This window comes from Streptomyces sp. KR80 (assembly GCF_052245555.1).
Classification (GTDB): Bacteria; Actinomycetota; Actinomycetes; order Streptomycetales; family Streptomycetaceae; genus Streptomyces.
In genome coordinates, this window is record NZ_JBQQCD010000008.1 from 110,844 (window position 1) to 131,524 (window position 20,681).

Annotated in this window: 20 protein-coding genes and 2 pseudogenes; 15 read left to right on the top strand and 7 right to left on the bottom strand. The window is 70.6% G+C overall.

The annotated features are described in order from the left end of the window. The first annotated feature begins 30 nt into the window (after positions 1-30). The gene (locus ACTWQI_RS14430) at positions 31-675 is read left to right on the top strand and encodes an amino acid ABC transporter permease (protein ID WP_443270492.1); all 645 of its coding nucleotides are present in this window, start codon (positions 31-33) and stop codon (positions 673-675) included. Beyond that, positions 672-1,538, top strand: coding sequence for an amino acid ABC transporter permease (locus ACTWQI_RS14435; protein WP_443270494.1), 867 nt, complete (start codon positions 672-674; stop codon positions 1,536-1,538). The genes ACTWQI_RS14430 and ACTWQI_RS14435 overlap by 4 nt, the downstream gene beginning before the upstream one ends. On the opposite strand, the gene ACTWQI_RS14440 is transcribed toward ACTWQI_RS14435, so the two are convergent. Both ACTWQI_RS14440 and ACTWQI_RS14445 read right to left on the bottom strand, forming a co-directional pair. Continuing rightward, the gene (locus tag ACTWQI_RS14440) at positions 1,518-3,173 is read right to left on the bottom strand and encodes a CocE/NonD family hydrolase (protein ID WP_443270496.1); all 1,656 of its coding nucleotides are present in this window, start codon (positions 3,171-3,173) and stop codon (positions 1,518-1,520) included. The two genes, ACTWQI_RS14435 and ACTWQI_RS14440, sit on opposite strands and share 21 nt — an antisense overlap. 124 nt (positions 3,174-3,297) lie before the next feature. Then, complete coding sequence (locus ACTWQI_RS14445; protein ID WP_443270497.1) at positions 3,298-4,050, bottom strand: hypothetical protein; 753 nt, start codon at positions 4,048-4,050, stop codon at positions 3,298-3,300. A gap of 112 nt (positions 4,051-4,162) precedes the next feature. Between ACTWQI_RS14445 and ggt the strand changes: the two genes are divergently transcribed. Beyond that, positions 4,163-5,974, top strand: coding sequence for a gamma-glutamyltransferase (gene ggt, locus ACTWQI_RS14450; protein ID WP_443270499.1), 1,812 nt, complete (start codon positions 4,163-4,165; stop codon positions 5,972-5,974). A gap of 102 nt (positions 5,975-6,076) precedes the next feature. After that, on the top strand, positions 6,077-6,475 hold the full coding sequence (locus tag ACTWQI_RS14455) for a PPOX class F420-dependent oxidoreductase (protein WP_443270500.1): 399 nt from the start codon (positions 6,077-6,079) through the stop codon (positions 6,473-6,475). Positions 6,476-6,549: 74 nt separating this feature from the next. Here ACTWQI_RS14455 and ACTWQI_RS14460 read toward each other — a convergent pair whose 3' ends face one another. Together ACTWQI_RS14460 and ACTWQI_RS14465 are read right to left on the bottom strand one after the other, a co-directional pair. Beyond that, on the bottom strand, positions 6,550-6,801 hold the full coding sequence (locus ACTWQI_RS14460; protein ID WP_443270502.1) for a hypothetical protein: 252 nt from the start codon (positions 6,799-6,801) through the stop codon (positions 6,550-6,552). Positions 6,802-6,855: 54 nt separating this feature from the next. Then, complete coding sequence (locus ACTWQI_RS14465; protein ID WP_443270504.1) at positions 6,856-7,179, bottom strand: hypothetical protein; 324 nt, start codon at positions 7,177-7,179, stop codon at positions 6,856-6,858. A gap of 196 nt (positions 7,180-7,375) precedes the next feature. Here ACTWQI_RS14465 and ACTWQI_RS14470 point away from each other — a divergent pair, with 196 nt between their 5' ends. From ACTWQI_RS14470 to ACTWQI_RS14500, 7 genes and pseudogenes are all read left to right on the top strand, one after another. Further along, on the top strand, positions 7,376-8,350 hold the full coding sequence (locus ACTWQI_RS14470; RefSeq protein ID WP_443270505.1) for a hypothetical protein: 975 nt from the start codon (positions 7,376-7,378) through the stop codon (positions 8,348-8,350). Positions 8,351-8,594: 244 nt separating this feature from the next. Next, on the top strand, positions 8,595-9,437 hold the full coding sequence (locus ACTWQI_RS14475; RefSeq protein ID WP_443270506.1) for a nitrilase-related carbon-nitrogen hydrolase: 843 nt from the start codon (positions 8,595-8,597) through the stop codon (positions 9,435-9,437). Positions 9,438-9,493: 56 nt separating this feature from the next. Beyond that, entirely contained in the window at positions 9,494-10,783 is a 1,290-nt protein-coding gene (locus ACTWQI_RS14480) for an aspartate aminotransferase family protein (RefSeq protein WP_443270731.1), read from the top strand. After that, on the top strand, positions 10,780-12,186 hold the full coding sequence (hydA, locus tag ACTWQI_RS14485) for a dihydropyrimidinase (protein ID WP_443270508.1): 1,407 nt from the start codon (positions 10,780-10,782) through the stop codon (positions 12,184-12,186). The genes ACTWQI_RS14480 and hydA overlap by 4 nt, the downstream gene beginning before the upstream one ends. 9 nt (positions 12,187-12,195) lie before the next feature. Beyond that, on the top strand, positions 12,196-13,197 hold the full coding sequence (locus ACTWQI_RS14490) for a TIGR03842 family LLM class F420-dependent oxidoreductase (RefSeq protein ID WP_443270509.1): 1,002 nt from the start codon (positions 12,196-12,198) through the stop codon (positions 13,195-13,197). A 139-nt stretch (positions 13,198-13,336) separates the two neighbouring features. Beyond that, complete coding sequence (locus ACTWQI_RS14495; RefSeq protein ID WP_443270510.1) at positions 13,337-14,494, top strand: RNA-guided endonuclease InsQ/TnpB family protein; 1,158 nt, start codon at positions 13,337-13,339, stop codon at positions 14,492-14,494. A gap of 114 nt (positions 14,495-14,608) precedes the next feature. Then, a pseudogene (locus tag ACTWQI_RS14500) lies at positions 14,609-14,797 on the top strand (nitrate reductase); the annotation flags it as partial. Between the two features lie 105 nt (positions 14,798-14,902). Here the strand turns inward: ACTWQI_RS14500 and ACTWQI_RS14505 are convergent. The 3 genes and pseudogenes from ACTWQI_RS14505 to ACTWQI_RS14515 form a co-directional block, all read right to left on the bottom strand. Further along, positions 14,903-15,679 (bottom strand): annotated as a pseudogene (locus ACTWQI_RS14505) (lipoate--protein ligase family protein); the annotation flags it as partial. Between the two features lie 117 nt (positions 15,680-15,796). Next, a complete protein-coding gene (locus ACTWQI_RS14510; RefSeq protein ID WP_443270512.1) occupies positions 15,797-16,222 on the bottom strand; it encodes a hypothetical protein in 426 nt (141 codons plus the stop codon). A gap of 146 nt (positions 16,223-16,368) precedes the next feature. Further along, a complete protein-coding gene (locus ACTWQI_RS14515; protein ID WP_443270514.1) occupies positions 16,369-17,505 on the bottom strand; it encodes an ADP-ribosylglycohydrolase family protein in 1,137 nt (378 codons plus the stop codon). Positions 17,506-18,165: 660 nt separating this feature from the next. Here ACTWQI_RS14515 and ACTWQI_RS14520 point away from each other — a divergent pair. The 4 genes from ACTWQI_RS14520 to ACTWQI_RS14535 all read left to right on the top strand — a co-directional run bounded on the left by ACTWQI_RS14520 (position 18,166) and on the right by ACTWQI_RS14535 (position 20,600). Continuing rightward, positions 18,166-18,597 (top strand): roadblock/LC7 domain-containing protein, encoded by a 432-nt coding sequence (locus ACTWQI_RS14520; protein WP_443270516.1) that lies wholly within the window; start codon positions 18,166-18,168, stop codon positions 18,595-18,597. Next, complete coding sequence (locus ACTWQI_RS14525; RefSeq protein WP_443270518.1) at positions 18,594-19,025, top strand: DUF742 domain-containing protein; 432 nt, start codon at positions 18,594-18,596, stop codon at positions 19,023-19,025. The genes ACTWQI_RS14520 and ACTWQI_RS14525 overlap by 4 nt, the downstream gene beginning before the upstream one ends. Continuing rightward, complete coding sequence (locus ACTWQI_RS14530; protein WP_443270733.1) at positions 19,012-19,617, top strand: GTP-binding protein; 606 nt, start codon at positions 19,012-19,014, stop codon at positions 19,615-19,617. The genes ACTWQI_RS14525 and ACTWQI_RS14530 overlap by 14 nt, the downstream gene beginning before the upstream one ends. Before the next feature lie 101 nt (positions 19,618-19,718). Further along, positions 19,719-20,600, top strand: coding sequence for an inositol monophosphatase family protein (locus ACTWQI_RS14535; protein ID WP_443270520.1), 882 nt, complete (start codon positions 19,719-19,721; stop codon positions 20,598-20,600). The last annotated feature ends 81 nt before the right edge of the window (positions 20,601-20,681 follow it).

Sequence of the window (20,681 nt, forward strand, 5' to 3'; positions counted from 1 at the left end):
TCACGATCCGATGATTTCAAGGACCTGCCGATGGACGCACTCCTCGACAACTGGTCGCTCTACGGCGAGGGCTTCTGGGGCACCGTACAGCTCACGATCTTCGCCTCGCTGCTGGCCCTCGGGCTCGGCATCGTCATGGCCGCCTTCCGCGTCGCGCCCGTCGGATCGCTGCGGGCCTTCGGCACGGTCTGGGTGAACGTGCTGCGCAACACCCCGCTGACGCTGCTGTTCTTCGCCGTGCTGCTCGGCCTGCCGCGCTTCGGCCTGGTGCTGCCCTTCCAGACCTTCGCCGTCCTCGCACTCGGCTGCTACACCTCCGCCTTCATCTGCGAGGTGGTGCGCTCGGGCATCAACACCGTGCCGGTCGGGCAGGGCGAGGCGGCCCGCAGCCTCGGCATGGGCTTCACCCAGTCGCTCGGCAATGTGGTGCTGCCGCAGGCCTTCCGCGCGGTGATCCCGCCGATCGGCTCCACCCTGATCGCGCTCGCCAAGAACTCGGCGATCGCCGGTTCGTTCAGCGTCACCGAGCTGCTCGGGGTGTACAAGCCGCTGGCTGAGCTGGGCTACAGCGTCGTGTGGTCCTTCGTCTGGATCGCCGCCGGCTATCTGATTCTGACCTTGACCATCAGCGCGCTGTTCAACGTGCTGGAGAAGCGCTGGGGGATCCCCCGATGACCACCACCGCCACCGCTCTCTACGACGTCCCCGGTCCCAAGGCTCGGGTCCGCCACCGCGGCTACGGCATCGCGGGGGTCGTCGCGATCCTCGCGCTCGTCGTCTGGATCGTCTACCTGCTCGACGACACCGGCCAGTTCGAGGGGGAGAAGTGGCGGCCCTTCCAGTACGAGGGCATCCAGGAGCTGCTGTTGGAAGGGCTCGGCAACACGCTGAAGGCGTTCGGCCTCGCGGCTGTGCTCTCCCTCGCCCTGGGCGGGGTGCTCGCCTCGGGACGGCTCTCGGAGTTCCGGCCGGTGCGCTGGCTGGCCACGCTGTTCGTGGAGTTCTTCCGTGCCATGCCGGTGCTGGTGATGATCTTCTTCGTCTTCGTGGCGCTGGAGGTGCAGCCGCTGCCCGCGCTGGTCACCGGACTGACGCTCTACAACGGCTCGGTACTCGCCGAGGTGTTCCGTACCGGCATCAACGCGGTGGATCGCGGGCAGCGGGAAGCGGCGTACTCCCTCGGTCTGCGCAAGACGCAGGTCATGACGTACGTCCTCGTCCCGCAGGGGGTGCGTGCCATGCTGCCCGCGATCATCAGCCAGCTGGTGGTGGCGCTGAAGGACACCTCGCTCGGCTTCCTCATCACCTTTGAGGAGTTCCTCCAGGCGGGCAAGCTCATCGCCACCGATCTCGACTACGGCCTGCCCTTCATCCCGGTGGTGCTGGTGATCTCGCCGATCTACATCGGGCTGTGCATGCTGCTGTCCTGGGTCGCCAACTGGGTCGCCAAGCGGGAGCGGCGCAGCGTGAAGACGCGGGCGGCGAAGGTGGCGGAAGCCGGGCCGAGCACCGTGCTCTCAGGACCCGGCGCCACGTAGCGGCACCTCCAGATACGACGGGTCCTGGGCGGGCGAGGAGAAGGTCAGCCTCGCGCCGTCCGGGTTGTGCTCGATGTAGAGCGGATCGACGGTGTCGACGACCAGCGCGAGCCGGTGTCCGGCCGGGACGTCGTACGCCGTGGAGAACAGCTCCAGGTCGACGCCGAACGGCTTGCCGGGCGTACGGTCGTGGAAGGTGATCGGCGCGTGCGTGACCAGCTTGCCGAGGCCGAGCGGGCCCACGTCGTAGAGGTACGCGACGGCGGTGCCGCTCGAGTGGGTGCTGGTGACCGTGGTGTGCAGCTTCACCGTGCCGCGGATGCGCTGCTGCTCGGCGTACCGCTCGGACTGCCAGACGGCGGCGAAGGAGCGGGGGAGCAGCGGCACCGAGGCCATGGGCGGGAGTTTGAGGAACTGGTCCAGAGCGCTGGAGAGGAAGATCGTTCCGCCGTTGGCGCCGGAGTCGGTGTTCGCGTGGATGCGCTCGCTCTCTCCGAGAGGTAGGCGGCGCGTCCCGGACGGCACATCGGACCAGCTGCGGTACCCCTCGTAGGCGCCGTCGGAGCGGGACTTGAGCTGGACGGGCGGCTCGCGGTCGACGCCGTTGTCCACGCCCCTCAGGTGGTGGTCGAACCAGCGGTGGGCGCTGTCCCAGGTGTCGTTCGGCAGCCCCAGCAGCCCGGAGCCCTCCGGGGTGGCGTGGTCCCCGGGCCGGAACTCCAGGCGCTTGGGGCCGGTCAGCTTCTCGTAGAAGTCGGCGTACTGGTTGGGCGGGAAGATGGAATCCCCCCAGGCGTTGCCGAGCATGATGGCGGCGCCGCCGGCGTTGATCCGGTCCAGGTAGGTGGCGGGGGAGCGCTTCTTCGCCCACGCGATCATCTCCTCCTCCCGGTCCAGGTTGGAGGAGAGGAAGTCTTTGAGGGCGCGCTCCGTTTCAGGGCTGGGACGGCCGGTCAGATAGCCGGTGGCGCCGAGCATCCCCGCGGCCTGGACGTGCTGGGTCCGGCCGCTGTAGATGGAGTCGATGAGATTCGCCCAGCCGCTCAGGGCGACCACGGCCTTGACGCGCGGATCGAAGGCCGAGGCGAGCAGGCTGATCCCGGCGCCGTAGGAGACCCCGCCCATGCCGATTCGGTCGGGGTCGGCCGGAGTGTTGGCCAGCGCCCAGTCGATGACCTTGGAGGCGTCGGCGATGTCCGGCGGACCGGCCACCTCGATCTGCCCGCCGGACTGCCAGAAGCCGCGGACGTTGTATCCGATCACCACGTAGCCCGACTCGGCGAGCTTCTTCGCCTGAGCGATGTACTCGACCTGCGGCATGCCCCAACTGGTGGGCAGCACGATCAAGGGAAAGCGGCGGTGCGGGTCGCCGTCGGCAGCGGCCGGGGTGAACACATTGGCCTTGAGGACGGTTCCCCCGTCGCCCTCGATGTCGACGAACCGTACGCTCGCCGAGCTGGTGTCGGCGTCGGCGGAGGTGAGGCTCTGGGCCAGTTCCGTGGTCCGGGCCGGGGCGCCCTCGGCGGCGGGGGCGACGCTGAAGGCGCTGCCGGCGAGTACGGCCGCCGAGACGGCGCCGGCGGCTGAGGTGCGCAAGCTCCTGCGAGGGGGGCGAGAGTGTCGGGGCTGTCCCATGGGTCGGCTCCTCACGTCGGTGCTGACAGAGGTGTCAGCACGGAAGTGACCCGACAGTAACCTCAAGGGCTTACCGCTGGTAATAGAATCGTGAATTACGCGTCGGTAACAATTGACGTCGGCGTCAACGAGCCGCCCGGTGCGAGCTCTTCGACGACGGCATCGGGGAGGGGGTGGTGGCGGCGCGGGTGACGTCGGAGACGAGCTCGACCACATCGGGGCCGTACGCCTGCGAGTTGACTGCCTTGAGCAGCAGACAGAAGGAGTCGTTGCCGTACTTGCGGGCCAGCCGGTCGTGTTGGCGCGCCAGGTAACGCACCGCCGCATGGTTGGCGTTGGAGTGCTGTCCGCAGGCGAGGAAGACCGGGCGCGCATCCTGACCGGCCGTCAGCCGGGCCAGCAGCACATGCTCGACCTTGCCCTTCTCCATCCGGTAGCGCTCGCTGCCGATCCGGAAGGCTCCCCGGTCCGGCCCCGGCTCGCTGTCCGTGTTGACTTCGACACCCGGCAGCAGCGACCGCAGATGCGCCACCATCCGCAGATTCGACACCGGCCCCCCGATGCAGAACTCGGTGCGCTCCCCGAAGCCCTGCCCTATCGAGTCATGCGGCACGATGTGCGGGTTCGCACCGCAGTCCTTGACGATGGCGGACAGTTCGAGCAGGGCGAACACATCCCGCCGGGCGACCGTCCAGTCGCCGGTGCCCGCGGACCGGTTGACCACCAGCAGGCACTCGGAGTTCGTGGGCAGCCCGAAGAAGCGCTGCTTGCGCTGGAGTCTGCGCCGCCATAGGTACGTACGGGCCAACCAGCCGAGGCCGGCGCTGATACCGGCGGCGAGCACGCCGAGGACGATGTTGCGGACGTCATCGTTCATGGACGGGGATGGTAGCGGTGCCGGGCATCCCCGTTCGACGCCCAAGGCACTGCTGACGGCCGCCAGTGCCGAGATTAGGCTCTGGGCCAAGTCAGCCCGAGTGGAGGTATCCATGCGTCGCTCCGTGGTTCGACGACTGTCACTGCTGGCCGCGGGGGTGGCCGTGGTGTCCGTGGCCGCGGCCGCGCCACCGGCTCCGCCGGGCGGCGGCGAGGCCCGTACGCCCGTCAAGTCCCCGGTGGCGGTGGGGTACGGAGGGGCGGTCTCCAGCGTCGATCCGGACGCGACCGCGGCGGGGATCGAGGTGCTGCGGCGCGGCGGTAATGCGGTGGACGCGGCGGTCGCCACCGCAGCGGCGCTGGGCGTCACCGAGCCGTACTCGGCGGGCATCGGCGGCGGGGGCTACTTCGTCCACTACGACGCGAAGCGGCGCGCGGTCCACACGATCGACGGGCGGGAGACCGCTCCGCTCAGCGCGGAGAAGGACCTCTTCCTGGAGGACGGCAAGCCGGTCCCGTTCGCCGAGGCGGTCACCAGCGGGCTCAGCGTCGGCACCCCCGGCACGCCCGCCACCTGGGACGCGGCGCTGGACGCCTGGGGGACCACGTCGCTCGGCGAGCTGCTGAAGCCGGCCGAGCGGCTCGCCCGGAGGGGTTTCACGGTCGACGAGACCTTCCGCCGGCAGACCGCCGACAACGAAGCGCGCTTCCGCGACTTCCCGGCCAGCGCACGGCTCTTCCTGCCCGGCGGACAACTGCCGGCACTGGGCTCGACCTTGAAGAACCCGGACCTCGCCCGGACCTACGCCGAACTGCGGACGAAGGGAGCCGACGCCTTCTACGAAGGGCAGCTGGGCCGCGACGTCATCCGCACGGTCCGCAAGCCGCCGGTCGACCCGGACGCCGAAAGGCTTGTCCGGCCCGGAGACCTGCGGCCCGAGGACCTGCGCCGGTACGCGACCAAGGCCCAGGCGCCGACCCGTGCCTCGTACCGCGGGCTGGACGTGTACGGCATGGCGCCGTCGTCGTCCGGTGGCACCACGGTGGCCGAGGCGCTCAACATCCTGGAACGGACCGACCTCAGCAAGCTGAGCGACCGTCAGTATCTGCATCGATTCATCGAGGCGAGCCGGATCGCCTTCGCCGACCGGGGCCGCTGGGTCGGTGACCCGGCCTTCGAGGACGTCCCGACGAAGGAGCTGCTGTCCCAGCGCTTCGCGGACTCCCGTGCCTGCCTGATCCGCGACGACGCCGTCCTGACCAGCCCCGTCGCGCCGGGCGACCCTCGGAATCCCACCGACTGCAAAGCGGCCGACAACGCCGCCCCGACGCCGTACGAGGGCGAGAGCACCACACATCTGACGGTCGCCGACCGATGGGGCGACGTCGTGGCGTACACCCTGACCATCGAGCAGACCGGCGGCAGCGGCATCACCGTGCCGGGCCGGGGTTTCCTGCTCAACAACGAGCTCACCGACTTCTCCTTCGCCCCCGCCGATCCGGCGGTCCACGATCCGAACCTGCCGGGACCGGGCAAGCGGCCGCGATCGTCGATGTCCCCCACGATCGTTCTCCAGAACGGCCGTCCACTCCTCGCCCTCGGCTCCCCGGGCGGAGCCACGATCATCACCACGGTGCTCCAGACCCTCACCGGTCATCTGGACCGAGGTCTTCCGCTCGTGGACGCGATCGCCGCCCCGCGCGCCAGCCAGCGCAACGGCGCCACGACGGACCTGGAACCCGGGCTGTGGAACAGCCCGCTGCGGGCCGAACTCGAAGCGCTCGGCCACGCCTTCCGGCAGAACCCGGAGATCGGCGCGGCGACCGGTGTCCAGCGCCTGCCGGACGGCCGGTGGCTCGCAGCGGCCGAGAAGGTGCGGCGCGGGGGTGGCTCGGCGATGGTCGTGCGGCCGTCGCCGCGGTGACCGGGCCCCACCGCGGCGGTCGCTGATCTCGGTCCTTCCCCCAGGGATATCTGGGGGGTGCCCCCAGGCCTGATCGACCGGACAGGGCCTAGAGTCGGCGTCATGACCCCCACTTCGCAGTCGGCCGTGGACGAACTCGGCCGCAGCCCGTACGTCAGCCTCGTCACCTACCGCCGGAACGGGGCCGCCGTCGCGACCCCCGTCTGGGCGGTCTCGGACGGCAGCGAGCTGTTCGTCTGGACGCGCACTGACTCCGGCAAGATCAAGCGCATCCGCAACAACGGCCGGGTGACCGTCACCGCGTGCGATGTGCGCGGCCGGATCGCGCCGGGCGCGCCGAGCGCCGAGGGCGAGGCGAAGCTGCTCGACGCGGACGGGCTGCGGCGGGTGCGGAAGCTCCTCACCCGCAAGTACGGCTGGAGCTTCCGGATCGTCGACGACGGGGCCGCGCTCCTCCGCCTCGGGAAGCGCCCGCACACTGCGGTCGCCATCAGTCTCTGACATGCTTTTGTGCGCCCGATGAAAACTCGCCGTAGCACTGCAGTGTCCCTTCCTGTAACACAGCGGGTGTCGAATCACAGCGGACCCGGGAACTCCGGCGGCCCGGGAGAGAGGGGCGGGTCATGCTGGACGGGCAACTCCCTGACGCCGTCGGGGAGTTCGCGGCCTATCTCCACCAACTCCTGAGCGGGCTCGACCCCGACGAGGGCTGGTACGGGGTCTTTGCGCAGCGCGATGCGGAGGGGATCCGGGCCTGCCTCGAGGGCAGCGAGATCCTGCCGTGGGATGTGGTGGAAGCCCTGCTCCAGGACTACGCCGCGCGTCATGGCGCCCCCGCGGCCGACGGACAACGGGCCCGCGCCGAGCGGCTGCACCGCGCCTCAGGGGCGGCGTACGACCGGTGGATCGGCGGCCGGGAGGCGCTGCTCGACCGGCTGGACGTCATGCTGCGCGAGCGGCAGTACGCGGCCGTGCGCGAACGGGAGTTGACTGCCACACTGGCGGCGACGGACACCCCGGACCACGCTGACCGCGTCGCGGTGGACCTGGCCTGGGCCAGGGACGACCACCGGCGAGCGGCGGCCCGCTGCGACGAGCTGCAAGGCCGTCTCACCGCGCTGGACCGAGGTGCCGACCAGCCGTCGGACGGCGACCTGCCGTGGTTCCGTACCGGCGCACAGGCCAGTGGCGATGGCGACGACCACCCGGCGTCAGGCCGTCGGCCCTCGTTCCCGTCCACACCGTCCACACCGTCCGCGTCGGCTTCCGCGGCTTCTGCACCGCCGTCACCCGCTGCGCCCGCGCCAGGCAGTGGCGGGGGGTCCTGCAGCGGGGGAGGAGACGCCCGCCCCCCATCCGCAGGAGGAGGAAGACCGGGGCGACCGGAAGCACCGCGAGGAGGTGACCGACACCTCCGACCGCGGCGCGGCCGAGGCGCCCGGACGCACGGCACCGCGCAAGGCGCCGTTAAGGGGCGCGCGGTTTGCCGGACTGGCCGGGGCCGACGCCGCGCCGACGGCCGCGCCCGAGGTACAGCCCCCCGTATCCGCCCCCGCGCCCAGCGCCGGCGCCGCCGGGCTACGCGGAGCTCGCTTCGCCGGGGCGTACGACAGCGGGGCTGACGGGGACGGGGACTCCCGCGCCGCCCGCCCCTCGGGACCCCGGGGCTCCCGCTCCGCGGCGGGTCCGGACGCCGAAGAGGCATGGGGCAAGGAGGGCGCCCGCCCCGCCAAGCGGCGGGGCCGCGCCGACCGGGCGCCCCGAGACGTCCGGACCCCCGCCGACGGGCCGTCCCGAGACGTCCAGACCCCCGCCGCCCCCGACGAGCTCGCCGCCGCCCGCCGCGCCACCGGCGAGGCCGTCGCCCGCCTCGCCTCGCTGCGCGCCTCCGGCCGGGGCGGCGAGGCGCATGTCCTGCTGTGCGAGGCCGCCGCCTGGCCCGCCGAGCGCCTGCCGCTCCTCGTCACCGGCCTGGAGCGGGCCGGCCTGGCCGACGACGTCCCGACTCTCCTCTGGGAAGCCGCGTGCCTGCCGCCTCCGGCCCTGGCCGCCTCGGCCGCCGCGCTCGCCGACGCGGACCGCAGGGACGACTGCCACGCCCTGCTCCGCCAGGCCGTGGCCCGCCCCGCCGCAGAGGTCGCCGACACCGTGCTCGCGCTGCGCGCCGCCGGCCGGGACCCCGAGGTCGAGACCCTGCTGACCGCATTGCTCCGGACCCGTACCGCCGACGAGGCCGCCCGGGTCGCGGAGGCCGACCCGGCGACGCTCGTACCGCTCATGCTCGACGCCGCCGACGCCGTTTCGCCGCACCGGCGGCGCGATCTCGCGCTCGAGCTGCGTGTCGCGGGGCTTCCCGATGCTCCCGGTGCGGCCTGACACGAGGCCCGAGCGTGTCCGATGTGGCCCGTTGAGGTACGAAACTTGATCGACTCATCCGCGTTATGGCGATGGTCTTGCCTAGGGCTGTGACGCGGCTTACGTTCTCCATCTACGTGCCACTTCTACGTGCGTAGAAGTGGCTGCAGGCTCTCTGACGTCAGCGGAAGTGCGGGGCCCCGGCGGCCCGGCGCAGCGATGGGGGTACCTCCCAGGCGAAGCTCTGGGGGAGAAGGAGCAGCTCATGGCCAATGTCGTCCGCGCCGCACTGGTCCAGGCGACCTGGACCGGCGATACCGAGTCCATGATCGCGAAGCACGAGGAGCACGCCCGGGAGGCCGCCCGGCAGGGCGCCAAGGTGATCGGCTTCCAAGAGGTTTTCAACTCGCCCTACTTCTGCCAGGTCCAGGAGCCCGAGCACTACCGCTGGGCGGAGCCCGTGCCCGACGGCCCCACCGTCCGCCGGATGCAGGACCTCGCACGCGAGACCGGAATGGTGATCGTCGTGCCCGTCTTCGAGGTCGAGCAATCCGGCTTCTACTACAACACCGCCGCCGTCATCGACGCCGACGGCACCGTCCTTGGCAAGTACCGCAAGCACCACATCCCGCAGGTCAAGGGCTTCTGGGAGAAGTACTACTTCAAACCGGGGAATCTGGGCTGGCCCGTCTTCGACACGGCCGTCGGGAAGGTCGGCGTCTACATCTGCTACGACCGTCACTTCCCCGAGGGGTGGCGGGCGCTGGGCCTGGCCGGCGCACAGCTCGTCTACAACCCCTCGGCCACCCACCGCGGTCTGTCCTCCTACCTCTGGCAGCTCGAGCAGCCGGCCGCCGCGGTCGCCAACGAGTATTTCATCGCCGCGATCAACCGCGTCGGCCAGGAGGAGTACGGCGACAACGACTTCTACGGCACCAGCTACTTCGTCGACCCGCGGGGCCAGTTCGTCGGCGACGTCGCCAGCGACAAGGCGGAGGAGCTCGTCGTGCGGGACCTCGACTTCGACCTGATCGAGGAGGTCCGGCAGCAGTGGGCCTTCTACCGCGACCGGCGCCCGGACGCCTACGACGGGCTGGTGACGCCGTGAATCCCCTTCCCGCGCCCGATTCCCATCCCGCTCTGCTGGGCCGTCACCGGTCCGTCATGCCGGACTGGCTGGCCCTGTTCTACCGCGAGCCGATCGAGCTCACCCACGGCGAGGGCCGCCACGTCTGGGACGCCGACGGCAAGCGCTACCTGGACTTCTTCGGCGGCATCCTCACCACGATGACCGCCCACGCCCTGCCCGAGGTGACCAAGGCCGTCAGCGAACAGGCCGGGCGCATCATCCACTCCTCCACCCTCTACCTCAACCGCCCCATGGTGGAGTTGGCCGAGCGCATCGCCACCCTCTCCGGTATCCCCGACGCACGCGTCTTCTTCACCACCTCGGGCACCGAGGCCAATGACGCCGCCCTGCTGCTGGCGACCAACTACCGCCGGTCGAATCAGGTGCTGGCGCTGCGCAACAGCTACCACGGCCGCTCGTTCTCCACCATCGGCATCACCGGCAACGCAGCCTGGTCCCCCACCAGCCTCTCCCCGCTCCAGACGCTGTACGTGCACGGCGGCGTCCGCAGCCGCGGCCCGTACGCCCAGCTGTCCGACCCGGAGTTCATCGAGGCCTGTGTGGCCGACCTGGAAGACATGCTCGCCCAGACCCAGCGCGGCTCGGTCGCGGCGCTGATCGCCGAACCGGTGCAGGGCGTCGGCGGGTTCACCCTCCCGCCCGACGGGCTGTTCGCCGCTTTCCGCGAGGTCCTGCAGCAGCACGGCATCCTGTGGATCTCGGACGAGGTGCAGACCGGCTGGGGCAGGACCGGCGACCACTTCTGGGGCTGGCAGGCGCACGCGGCGAGCGGACCGCCCGACATGCTCACCTTCGCCAAGGGCATCGGCAACGGCATGTCCATCGGTGGCGTCGTCGCCCGAGCCGAGGTCATGAACTGCCTCGACGCCAACTCCATCTCCACCTTCGGCGGCAGCCCGATCACCATGGCAGCCGGCCTCGCCAACCTCACCTATCTGATCGAACACGACCTCCAGGGCAACGCCCGGCGCGTCGGCGGGCTGCTCATCGAGCGGCTGCGGGCGGTCGCCGCCGGCCTGCCCGTCGTACGGGAAGTACGCGGCCGGGGCCTGATGATCGGCGTCGAACTGGTCGACCCGGACGGCTCGCCCTCGGCGCAGGCCGCGACCCTCGCGCTGGAGCACGCGCGGGAGCGCGGTCTGCTCATCGGCAAGGGGGGTCTCGAGGGCAACGCCCTGCGCATCGCGCCGCCGCTGTCGCTGAGCGTCGCCGAGGCAGAGGAAGGCGCGGCACTCCTCGAGGACGCCCTGCGCCAAGTCCAGGCCGAGATCGAAGAGGCCGACATCGAAGGGGGTCAGTCATGAGCGGCGCCCGTACCGTCATCCGCGGCGGACTCGTCATCACCGCCGCCGACGAGGTCCACGCCGACGTGCTGATCGAGGACGGCCGGATCGCCGCCCTCGCCGCGCACGGCAGCACGTACGGCGAGAGCTGGACCGCCGACCGCACGATCGACGCCACCGGCAAGTACGTGATCCCGGGCGGCGTCGACGCGCACACCCATATGGAGCTGCCCTTCGGCGGCACCTTTGCGTCGGACACCTTCGAGACCGGCACCCGCGCCGCCGCCTGGGGCGGGACCACCACGATCGTGGACTTCGCGGTGCAGACCCAGGGACAGGCCCTGCGCGCCGGACTGGACGCCTGGTACGCCAAGGCGAACGGCAACTGCGCCGTCGACTACGCCTTTCACATGATCCTCTCCGATGTGAACGAGGGCACGCTCAAGGAGATGGACCTCCTCGTCGCGGAAGGCATCACCTCGTTCAAGCTGTTCATGGCCTACCCCGGGGTCTTCTACAGCGACGACGGGCAGATCCTGCGCGCCATGCAGCGCTCCGCCGGCAACGGCGGGCTGATCATGATGCACGCCGAGAACGGCATCGCGATCGACGTCCTCGTCGAACAGGCCCTGGCCGAAGGGCGCACCGACCCCCGGTACCACGGGGAGGTGCGCAAGGTGCTGCTGGAGGCCGAGGCCACGCACCGCGCCATCCAGCTCGCCCGGGTCGCGGGGGCCCCGCTGTACGTCGTCCACGTCTCGGCCGAGGAGGCCGTCGCCGAGCTGGCCCACGCCCGCGACAAGGGGCTCAGCGTCTTCGGCGAGACCTGCCCCCAGTACCTCTTCCTCTCCACCGACAACCTCGCCGAGCCGGACTTCGAGGGCGCCAAGTACGTCTGCTCGACGCCCCTGCGGCCGCGTGAGCACCAGGCCGCCCTCTGGCGGGGCCTGCGTACCAACGATCTCCAGGTGGTCTCCACCGACCACTGCCCGTTCTGCTTCGTGGGGCAGAAGGAGCTCGGCCGCGGCGACTTCTCCAAGATTCCCAACGGGCTGCCGGGGGTGGAGAACCGGATGGACCTGCTGCACCAGGCCGTCCTCGACGGGCACATCTCACGCCGCCGCTGGATCGAGATCGCCTGCGCCACCCCGGCCCGGATGTTCGGCCTCTATCCCCGCAAGGGCACCGTCGCGCCGGGCGCCGACGCCGACGTCGTCATCTACGACCCGCATGCCGAGCAGGTCATTTCCGCTCGGACCCACCATATGAACGTCGACTACTCGGCGTACGAGGGCAAGCGGATCACCGGCCGGGTGGACACCGTGCTCTCGCGTGGCGAAGCCGTGCTCACCGAGCGGGAGTTCACCGGGCAGGCCGGTCATGGCCAGTACGTGCCGCGTGGCACCTGTCAGTACCTCGCCTAGGGAGGCGACATGGACTTCGGACTGGTCCTGCAGACCGATCCGCCGGCCTCGGAAGTCGTGGGCCTCATGCGCCGCGCCGAGCGCAACGGCTTCCGTTACGGCTGGACTTTCGACTCCGCGGTGCTGTGGCAGGAGCCGTTCGTCATCTACAGCCGGATCCTGGAACACACCCAGCGGATGATCGTCGGCCCGATGGTCACCAATCCGGGGACCCGCACCTGGGAGGTCACCGCCTCCACCTTCGCCACCCTCAACGACATGTACGGCAACCGTACGGTCTGCGGCATCGGCCGCGGCGACTCCGCGATGCGGGTCGCGGGCCGCCGGCCGAACACGCTCGCCCGGCTCGGCGAGGCGATCGGCGTGATCCGGGACCTCGCCGAGGGCCGCGAGGCCCTCGTGGACGGCAGCCCGGTGCGGATCCCCTGGGTCAAGGGCGGCAGGCTGCCGGTGTGGATGGCGGCGTACGGCCCCAAGGCCCTGGCGCTGGCCGGACAGCAGGCCGACGGCTTCATCCTCCAGCTCGCCGATCCGTATCTGACGGAGTGGATGGTGCGGGCGGTGCGGACCGCGGCGGAGGAGGCGGGGCGCGACCCGGACGCCCTGACCATGTGCGTGGCCGCGCCCGCGTACGTCGGCGAGGACCTCGCGCATGCGCGCGAACAGTGCCGGTGGTTCGGCGGCATGGTCGGCAACCACGTCGCCGACCTCGTCTCCCGCTACGGCGAGCACTCCGATCTGGTGCCGGACGCCCTCACCACGTACATCAAACAGCGCCAGGGCTACGACTACAGCCACCACGGGCGGGCGGGGAATCCGTCGACCGACTTCGTCCCGGACGAGATCGTCGACCGCTTCTGCCTGCTGGGCCCGCCCGAGGCGCACATCGAGAAGCTGGCGGCCCTCCGGGCCCTGGGCGTCGACCAGTTCGCGGTCTACGCCATGCACGACGCACGAGAGAGCACCATCGACGCCTACGGCGAGCGCGTGATTCCCGCATTCACCGGCTGATCGCGGGCCGACGGGCGGTAGCTCATGGACGCTGCTGCCCGGGTACCCCAATGGTCCGGGGGTTGGAGCCGCGAACCGGCGGACTTCGCTGCGTTGCTGGTCAGCGGGCATTGTCAGTGCCTGCCGTTACGGTGCTGGCGTGAAGTTGGTGGTGCAGGTGAAGCTGTTGCCGTCGCCGGAACAGGCGGTGGCGCTGGAGGCGACGCTGCATGCTTGCAACCGGGCTGCTGACCGCGCGTCGGCTGCGGCGTTCGAGTCGGGCTTGTTCTCTCGCAACGACCTGCAGAAGCTGGTGTACGCCGAGTTGAAGGCCGACTTCGGTCTCGGTGCGCAGCCTGTGGTCCGCACGCTGAAGAAGGTGGTGGATGCCTACACGGCGCTGCGTGCCGCGATCCGGGCGGGGACCCTGGGCCGGCCGGGGTGTGTGCGGAGGGTGAAGGCGGAGTCCAAGCCGATCACCTTCCGGCTGGATGCGGCCCAGCCGTTCGATGACCGGATCCTGTCGTGGCAGCACGACGCGAGCACGGTGAGCATCTGGACCACCGCGGGCCGCATGAAGCACGTGCCGTTCAGGGGCAACGCGGACCAGCTCAAGACGCTGCGGGAGCATCGCAAAGGCGAAACGGACCTCGTCCATCGCAACGGGAAGTGGTTCCTGGTCGCCACCTGCGAAGTCCCCGAAGCCGAACAGTACGAGCCCGTCGACTGGCTCGGTGTGGACCGGGGCATCGTCAACCTCGCCACGACCAGCGACGGGCACAACCACTGCGGCCGTCGCCTTGGACGATACCGGCGCTGGCAGGCGCGCAAGCGCGCCGAGTTGCAGGCGAAGAACACCCGTTCGGCGAGGCGGCGCGCCAAACGACGCACAAAGAGAGAGCAGCGCCACGCCACCCACGCCAACCACAAGATCAGCAAGGAGATCGTGGCCGTCGCACAACGCACCGGACGCGGCATCGCCCTCGAACGTCTCGATGGCATCCGTGACCGGGTACGGCCTTCCCGCGACCAGCGGGCCGCGCTCTCTTCATGGCCGTTCCACCAGCTCGGCGAGCACATCGCCTACAAGGCCCAGCGCGCCGGTGTGCCGCTGATCGAAGTGGACGCGGCCTATACCTCGCAGATGTGCCCCCGATGCGGACACACCGCGAGACACAACCGTCCCACCCGGGACAGCTTCTCCTGTCGTCGGTGCGGGCTCGCTGGCCCTGCCGATGTCGTCGCCGGGGTCAACGTGCGCAACCGCGCACGCTCGGCGTGGGTGTTCGTCAACACACCCGTACCACAAGGGATATAACCCCCCGAACTGGTAGATGCGACCCGTGGCCGTCCTGTCGTAGGGGACAGCCGGGAGCGCGACCCGGCTTGAAGGGACCGTGCAGACAAACCCGGTCCCTCCAGGGCTGGGAAGTTGATCGACCTCTACCGTCCCGGCGGCCGCTACTGGCACGCCCCCGGCAAGGGCCCCTTCCCGGAGGACGGCCTGATCCCCTTCCTCCAGCCGCTCGCCGACTACGGCTGGGCGGTTGGCCTCGGCACGTCGCTGGTGCTGTACGCGGCGCTGATGCTGTCCATGTCCCCATTGCACACGGAGAAGTAATGACCTCACAGTAGATGGGCGGTCATCGCTTGGGTGTCGCCGCGGGGGCAGGCGACCGGGGCTCCGCTCGCCTACGCGGCCCTCATGCGGGGGCCCACGGCCCGACTACGGCACGCGCGCGGTCCAGTCCCGCGAGCTGAACTTCCGCCGGGACAGCTCCTGGGCCAGCGCCGTCTCTTCCGCCGTGACCTTGCCGTCGGTGAGGCTCAGGCCGTGCCGGTCGCGGAAGGACTCGATCAGCCGGTCGACGACCGCGGCACGGGGGAGGCGCGTCTGGCGGCGGAGCGGGTCCACGCGCTTCTCTGCACTCCGCGTGCCCCTGCCGGAGATCCGCTCGCGGCCGACCCGCAGCACCGCGAGCAGCTTGGCGGCGTCGATGTCGTAAGCCATGGTCACGTGGTGCAGCACGGCTCCGTCGCCCGCCACCACCCGCTTCTGCGCCGCACCCGCGATCTTTCCGGCTTCGGTGGCGATGTCGTTCAGCGGCTGGTGCCGGGCCTCGATGCCCATGCTCCCGAGCGCGGCGGGCAGCCACGCGTCGAGACAGGCGTAGGACTCGGCGAAGGACAGGCCGCGGACGAATTCCTGGGGCACGTAGAGCGAGTACGTGATGGTGTTCTCCGGCTCGACGAACATCGCGCCGCCGCCGCTGATCCTCCGTACGACGGTGATGCCGTGGTGCTCGGCGGCCGCCGCGTCGACCTCGTTGCGCAGCGACTGGGAACTCCCGATGATCACGGCGGGGGAGGCCCACTCCCACATCCGCAGCGTCGGCGGCCGCCGCCCCAGGGCGACCTCAGTGGTCAGCACCTCGTCGAGCGCCATGTGGAGAGCAGGGGACTGGGGGCCCTCGTGGATGAGCTGCCAGTCGTGGTCCGCCCACGGCACCCTGTACGCCCCGTGGTACTCCCCGTGCACGGCGTGCCTCCATCCTCCCTTGTGCACGCAACGCAAAAGGGACCCATCGGCCCGCTTGCCGCCGCCGGTCCACCGTACTCCTCAGCCGCCGGACCGCCCTGTGATGCGGCTCGGCGCCGGAGACGCCGGACCGGGCCCGGCAGTCCGCCGGAGTGCGGCGACGGCGGGGCGCGGGTCGTCGGCGTAAAAGCGCAGGATCCTGGCTTGGGCGGGCCTGCCGAGCGGACGCAGAAGGGCGACCGGCTCGGTGAGTTCGACCGTCACGGTGGTCTGGCCGCCGACGATCAGGTCGAGTGTGCCGTCCTCGCCGAGCTGCAGCATCCGGCCCTCGGGGTAGCGGCGCTCGAGGCGGGCGGACGCGATGCGGCCGGCGGGCACGCGGATGTCGACCAAGGCGCCGTACCGTACGCGTAGCGAGCCGTCCGCGCCGACGACGTGCGGGCGGACCACGCAGGCGGCCTGCAGGGCCAGGGCGAAGAAGATGCCCCAGAGGTCGAGGACCAGCACAACGGCCCAGGAGAAACGTTGACGCTACGACAAGGTCAAGCGGGCCGCTTTGGGAGGGCCGGCCGGGGCGCTGAGTCCGTCGCCGTCGGAGACGATCCACCACGGCGGCACGGGGACGCTCGAGCGGCCACGTACGTCCGGCTCATTCAAGCCCCTCCCGGCGCTTCCTCCAGCGCCCCGCCCGGCCATGTCGCCAACCGACCCGTGCGCTCGGCGAGTTCGCTGATCCGGACCCCGTCGAAGCCGAAGACCGCGCTGCGGACGCGGTCTTCCAGCGGGTCGGTCCACTGGGCGGGGATCGCGGACGCGCCGCACAGCACGCCCGCGACCGACCCGGCCGTCGCCCCGTTGGAGTCGGTGTCGAGGCCGCCGCGGACGGTGAGGGCGATGGTGGCGGTGAAGTCGCCCTCCCCGTAGAGGAGTCCCGCCGTGAGGACTCCGGCGTTGGGCACGGTGTGGATCCAGTGGAGGCGGCCCGTCTCGCGTTCCAGCTCGTCCAGGGTGTCCTCCCAGTCGGCACCCGCCTCGTGCAGCGCGGCCGTGTGCCGGATCGTACGGGCCAGCCGGCAGCCCGGCGGGATCTGGTCGAGTGCCGCGTCGAGTGCGGCGCGCGGCGAGGACGCGGTGAAGGCGGCGGCGACCAGCGCGGCGGCCCACATGGCGCCGTAGACGCCGTTGCCCGTGTGGGAGAGGACCGCGTCGCGCCGGGCGAGCGCGGCGGCTCGAGCCGGGTCGCCGGGGGAGGTCCAGCCGTGGATGTCGGCGCGGATGAGGGCACCGATCCACTCCTGGTAGGGATTGTCGACGGTGGCGGTCACCGGCGGCTTCAGGCCTTGGGCGAGGTTGCGGTACGCAGCGCGCTCGGCGGTGAAGGTCTGCAGGTAGGGCAGCCGGAGCAGCCACAGTTCGCCGACCTCCTCGGTGGTGAACCCGAAGCCATGGGTCTCCAGCAGGTGCAGGCCCAGGATCGAGTAGTCGACGTCGTCGTCCCGGGCGCTGCCGCGGATGTTGCCACGGGTGCACTCCGGCCACTCGGGGCGGAGCTCGAACTCGCCTGGTTCGAGCGGAGTTCCGGGAGGCGGGGGCGGGATGTAGTCCGTGAGCGGAAGCGCGTCGGTGCGGCGCAGATAGCGGGCGATCCGCTCCCGCGTCCAGTGGTCACCGCGCTCGACGGGCTTGCCGAGCATGTTCCCGGCGATACGGCCGAGCCAGCCGCCGAGAATCTTGTCGTCGAGCCCGCTGCGGGCGCGGGAGCCGGGGCCGGCGTTGCGTTGCGCTGTCATGTCTACGGTCTACTACCGCATGCCGCCGCGCGTGCCGCGCACCGCGGTGTTCGCGTCGCCGATCGGTGCCAGCCGGTCGTGATCCATTGAACCTGGCTTGACGGGAGGTGCGGAATCTTCTCTCCCCGGTGCTCGTCACACTCTGGTCCAGCCGCGCACCCCGAGAGTAGGGTCCCAGTGGCTGAACCCCGCTGGGAATGACGGCGTTTCCCAGAGAGGACGTTCATTGCTGCCCTCCCGGAAGTTGGTGCACCGATGCCCAGGCTCGTTCCGGTCAGAAGACGACCGATGCGAGGCTACCGTCGGACCTTGACGCTGTGTTTCGCAATGGCCCACCTGGTGCCACTCGCCTATACCACTGTCCACCCCTGGCGGAAAACGAGCAGCGACCCGCAGCAACAAGCACAGCGCCGCCTCCGCCCGCGGAGGCGCGGGAGCGAAAGCCCGGAGAGCCCGGTCGGCCCCGGCTGACCCGCAGGGTGCCGAGAGCCCGGATGCCGCCCGGCGCATTCACTCCGAAGGCCGGACCGGTCGCCGCCGGTCCGGTTGCCGGCGACCCCGAGGCCGCGCGCGCCATGGTCGAGGACTTCGACGCCGGAGCGGCCCGGGCGATGGCTGCTGCCAGAGCCGAGATACATCGAGATGAGGGATGACATGCTGGTGAATCCGTCTGCCGGACTGAGCGCGGAAGCCGAGAACTTCAACTGGCTGCTGAACCGCTTCACGGAGCAGACCGCGGGGGTACGGGACGCGATCGCCGTCTCGTCCGACGGGCTGATGATCGCGGTGTGCAACGCGGGCGAGCGCGCCGATGCGGACCGACTCTCGGCGCTCGTGTCCGGAATGACGAACCTGGCAAGCGGTGTCGCCGGGACCTATCGCCTCGGTGAGGTGAACAAGGTCATCGTCGACATGGCCGACGGCTATCTGCTCATCTCCGCCATCGGCAGCGGCTCGGTGCTGGGCACCATCGCGTCCAAGGAAGCGGATCTCGGCAATGTCGCCCACGAGATGACGATGTTCGCCAACCGGGCCGGCGAGGTGCTCACCCCCCAGCTCATCGACGAACTGAAGGACTATCTCCAGGCATGACCGGTCATCCCGCCGAGTCGTACCCCCATGAGGGAGGCGAGGCCTGGAACACCTCGCCTCCCCAGCCCTCCGCTGCCGCCGGTCTTCCGCTCGACCTGACACCCCGGCCGTTCCTGATCACTCAGGGCCGGACGCGCGGCTCGAGTGATGCGATCGCCATCGAGACGCAAGTGGTGGCGACTGATTGGGGGCTCGCCGAGAGCCCGCACGCGGCGTTTGAACGTCGGGACATCATCTCGCTGTGTCGCGAGCCGCTGTCCGTGGCGGAGATCTCCGCCCGGCTCGGCCTCCATCTGAACGTGGTCCGTGTCCTGGTCGCCGACCTGTACGCGGATGGCCATGTCATCGCCCACCTACCCGAGTTCGATGCCTCGAAGGACGTCGACACCCTCCGGAGGGTCATCCGTGGTCTCCGTGAAATCTCCTGAACAACACCCCGGCGGGCGACCGAAGCGCCCGCCGCTCCCGGTCAAGATCATCATCGCAGGAGGATTCGGTGCCGGGAAGACCACCACCGTGGGCAGCATCTCGGACACCCCGCCGCTCACCACGGAAGCCGTGATGACGTCGGTGACCGCCGGCATCGACGACAACCGCCTCACGCCGGACAAGCGGACCACGACCGTGGCCATGGACTTCGGTTCGCTCGCCCTCGACGACAGCCTCAAGCTCTACTTGTTCGGCACGCCGGGCCAGGACCGCTTCGGCTTCATGTGGGGGGATCTGGTCCGCGGGGCCCTGGGCACGCTGGTCATCGTCGACACCCGGCGTATGGAGGACTGCTACCCGGCGGTCGACTACTTCGAGGAGGCCGGGCTGCCCTTCGTCCTCGGCGTGAACCGCTTTCCCGGCCAGGAGGATTGCTCCGCGGACGAGATCCGCTGGTCACTCGCGGTCGGCCCGGACGTCCCGGTCGTGGTGTTCGACGCGCGCGACCGGCTCTCCGTACGGGATGCCCTGCTCGTCGTCCTCGACCGGGCCCTCGCCCGCGCGAAGGCCCAGCCGTCCGCAGGACGCTGACAACGACCGGCCTGGTCCGCCGTCGGGCCTTAACTCGGAGGTCACCGTACGTCTCGCTGCCGGACACGGACGGTGTCGTCGGCGCATGGTTCGATGGACGCATGATCGGTGATTTCGTCACGGGGGCCGAGGCCGCCCGAAACCTGTCCGCCATCGAGGAGGCGGTGCGCAAGGCCGCCGCCGCGGAGATCATGCCGCGCTACCGGCAGCTCGCCGCCCACGAGATCATCGAGAAGAACGGGCCGCACGACCTGGTGACCGTCGCCGACCGGCTCGCCGAGGAGCACCTCACGGCTTCGCTCACCACCCTGCTGCCCGGTTCGGTGGTGGTGGGGGAGGAGGCCGTCCACGCCGATCCGGCGGTCCTCGGTGCGCTGCACGGCGACGCTCCGGTGTGGATCATCGATCCGGTCGACGGCACCCGGCAGTTCGTCCACGGCGACCCCGGTTTCGCCACGCTGGTCGCGCTTGCCGAGCAGGGAGAGGTGCTGGCCTCCTGGACGTACGCCCCGGCTCTCGACCAGATGGCCGTGGCCGTGCGCGGCAGGGGCGCGTACCTGAACGGCGAGCGGCTGCACTCCGGCAGCGCGGATCCGGATGCCGTGCTCGAGATCGCCACCTCGCATCCCGATTTCACCTCGCTGGAGGAGGACCAGGCGTTCGCCCGGCTTGTGGTGAGCGGCGTGGCGCCGCGGCCGTGCGGCTCGGCGGGGCTGGAGTATCTGCACGTGGCGCAGGGTGTGCTCGGGGCGGTCGCGTTCGGCTGGGAGAACCCGTGGGACCACGCCGCAGGGCTGCTGCTGGTCGCCGAGGCGGGCGGGGCGAGTGCCACGGTCGCGGGCGAGCCCTTCCGGATCGCCGGTGGGAACACCCTGCCGTTCACCGCGGCCCGGGACGCGGCGACGGCCCGCCGGGTGCTGGACCTGTTGCGCGGTGCCCGGCCCGGCGATGAGGCGGTGGTGGAACCGGGGGAGGAGCCCTGAGACACGGCGCACCGTCCACAGCCCAGGAAATGGGACGAACAGCCCTAAAACGCACCAGCCGCCCCGGCTGCGTGGGCTGGG

Bases quoted from the DNA above. Each gene is read 5' to 3' on its own strand.
- ACTWQI_RS14460 (WP_443270502.1), bottom strand. From the start codon at position 6,801: ATGACGCGCGGCGTAGTCCTGGAGCAGGGCTTCCACCACATCCCACGG.
- ACTWQI_RS14430 (WP_443270492.1), top strand. From the start codon at position 31: ATGGACGCACTCCTCGACAACTGGTCGCTCTACGGCGAGGGCTTCTGG.
- hydA (WP_443270508.1), top strand. From the start codon at position 10,780: ATGAGCGGCGCCCGTACCGTCATCCGCGGCGGACTCGTCATCACCGCC.
- ACTWQI_RS14435 (WP_443270494.1), top strand. From the start codon at position 672: ATGACCACCACCGCCACCGCTCTCTACGACGTCCCCGGTCCCAAGGCT.
- ACTWQI_RS14455 (WP_443270500.1), top strand. From the start codon at position 6,077: ATGACCCCCACTTCGCAGTCGGCCGTGGACGAACTCGGCCGCAGCCCG.
- ACTWQI_RS14445 (WP_443270497.1), bottom strand. From the start codon at position 4,050: ATGAACGATGACGTCCGCAACATCGTCCTCGGCGTGCTCGCCGCCGGT.
- ACTWQI_RS14490 (WP_443270509.1), top strand. From the start codon at position 12,196: ATGGACTTCGGACTGGTCCTGCAGACCGATCCGCCGGCCTCGGAAGTC.
- ACTWQI_RS14475 (WP_443270506.1), top strand. From the start codon at position 8,595: ATGGCCAATGTCGTCCGCGCCGCACTGGTCCAGGCGACCTGGACCGGC.
- ggt (WP_443270499.1), top strand. From the start codon at position 4,163: ATGCGTCGCTCCGTGGTTCGACGACTGTCACTGCTGGCCGCGGGGGTG.
- ACTWQI_RS14515 (WP_443270514.1), bottom strand. From the start codon at position 17,505: ATGACAGCGCAACGCAACGCCGGCCCCGGCTCCCGCGCCCGCAGCGGG.
- ACTWQI_RS14525 (WP_443270518.1), top strand. From the start codon at position 18,594: ATGACCGGTCATCCCGCCGAGTCGTACCCCCATGAGGGAGGCGAGGCC.
- ACTWQI_RS14535 (WP_443270520.1), top strand. From the start codon at position 19,719: ATGATCGGTGATTTCGTCACGGGGGCCGAGGCCGCCCGAAACCTGTCC.
- ACTWQI_RS14440 (WP_443270496.1), bottom strand. From the start codon at position 3,173: ATGGGACAGCCCCGACACTCTCGCCCCCCTCGCAGGAGCTTGCGCACC.
- ACTWQI_RS14480 (WP_443270731.1), top strand. From the start codon at position 9,494: ATGCCGGACTGGCTGGCCCTGTTCTACCGCGAGCCGATCGAGCTCACC.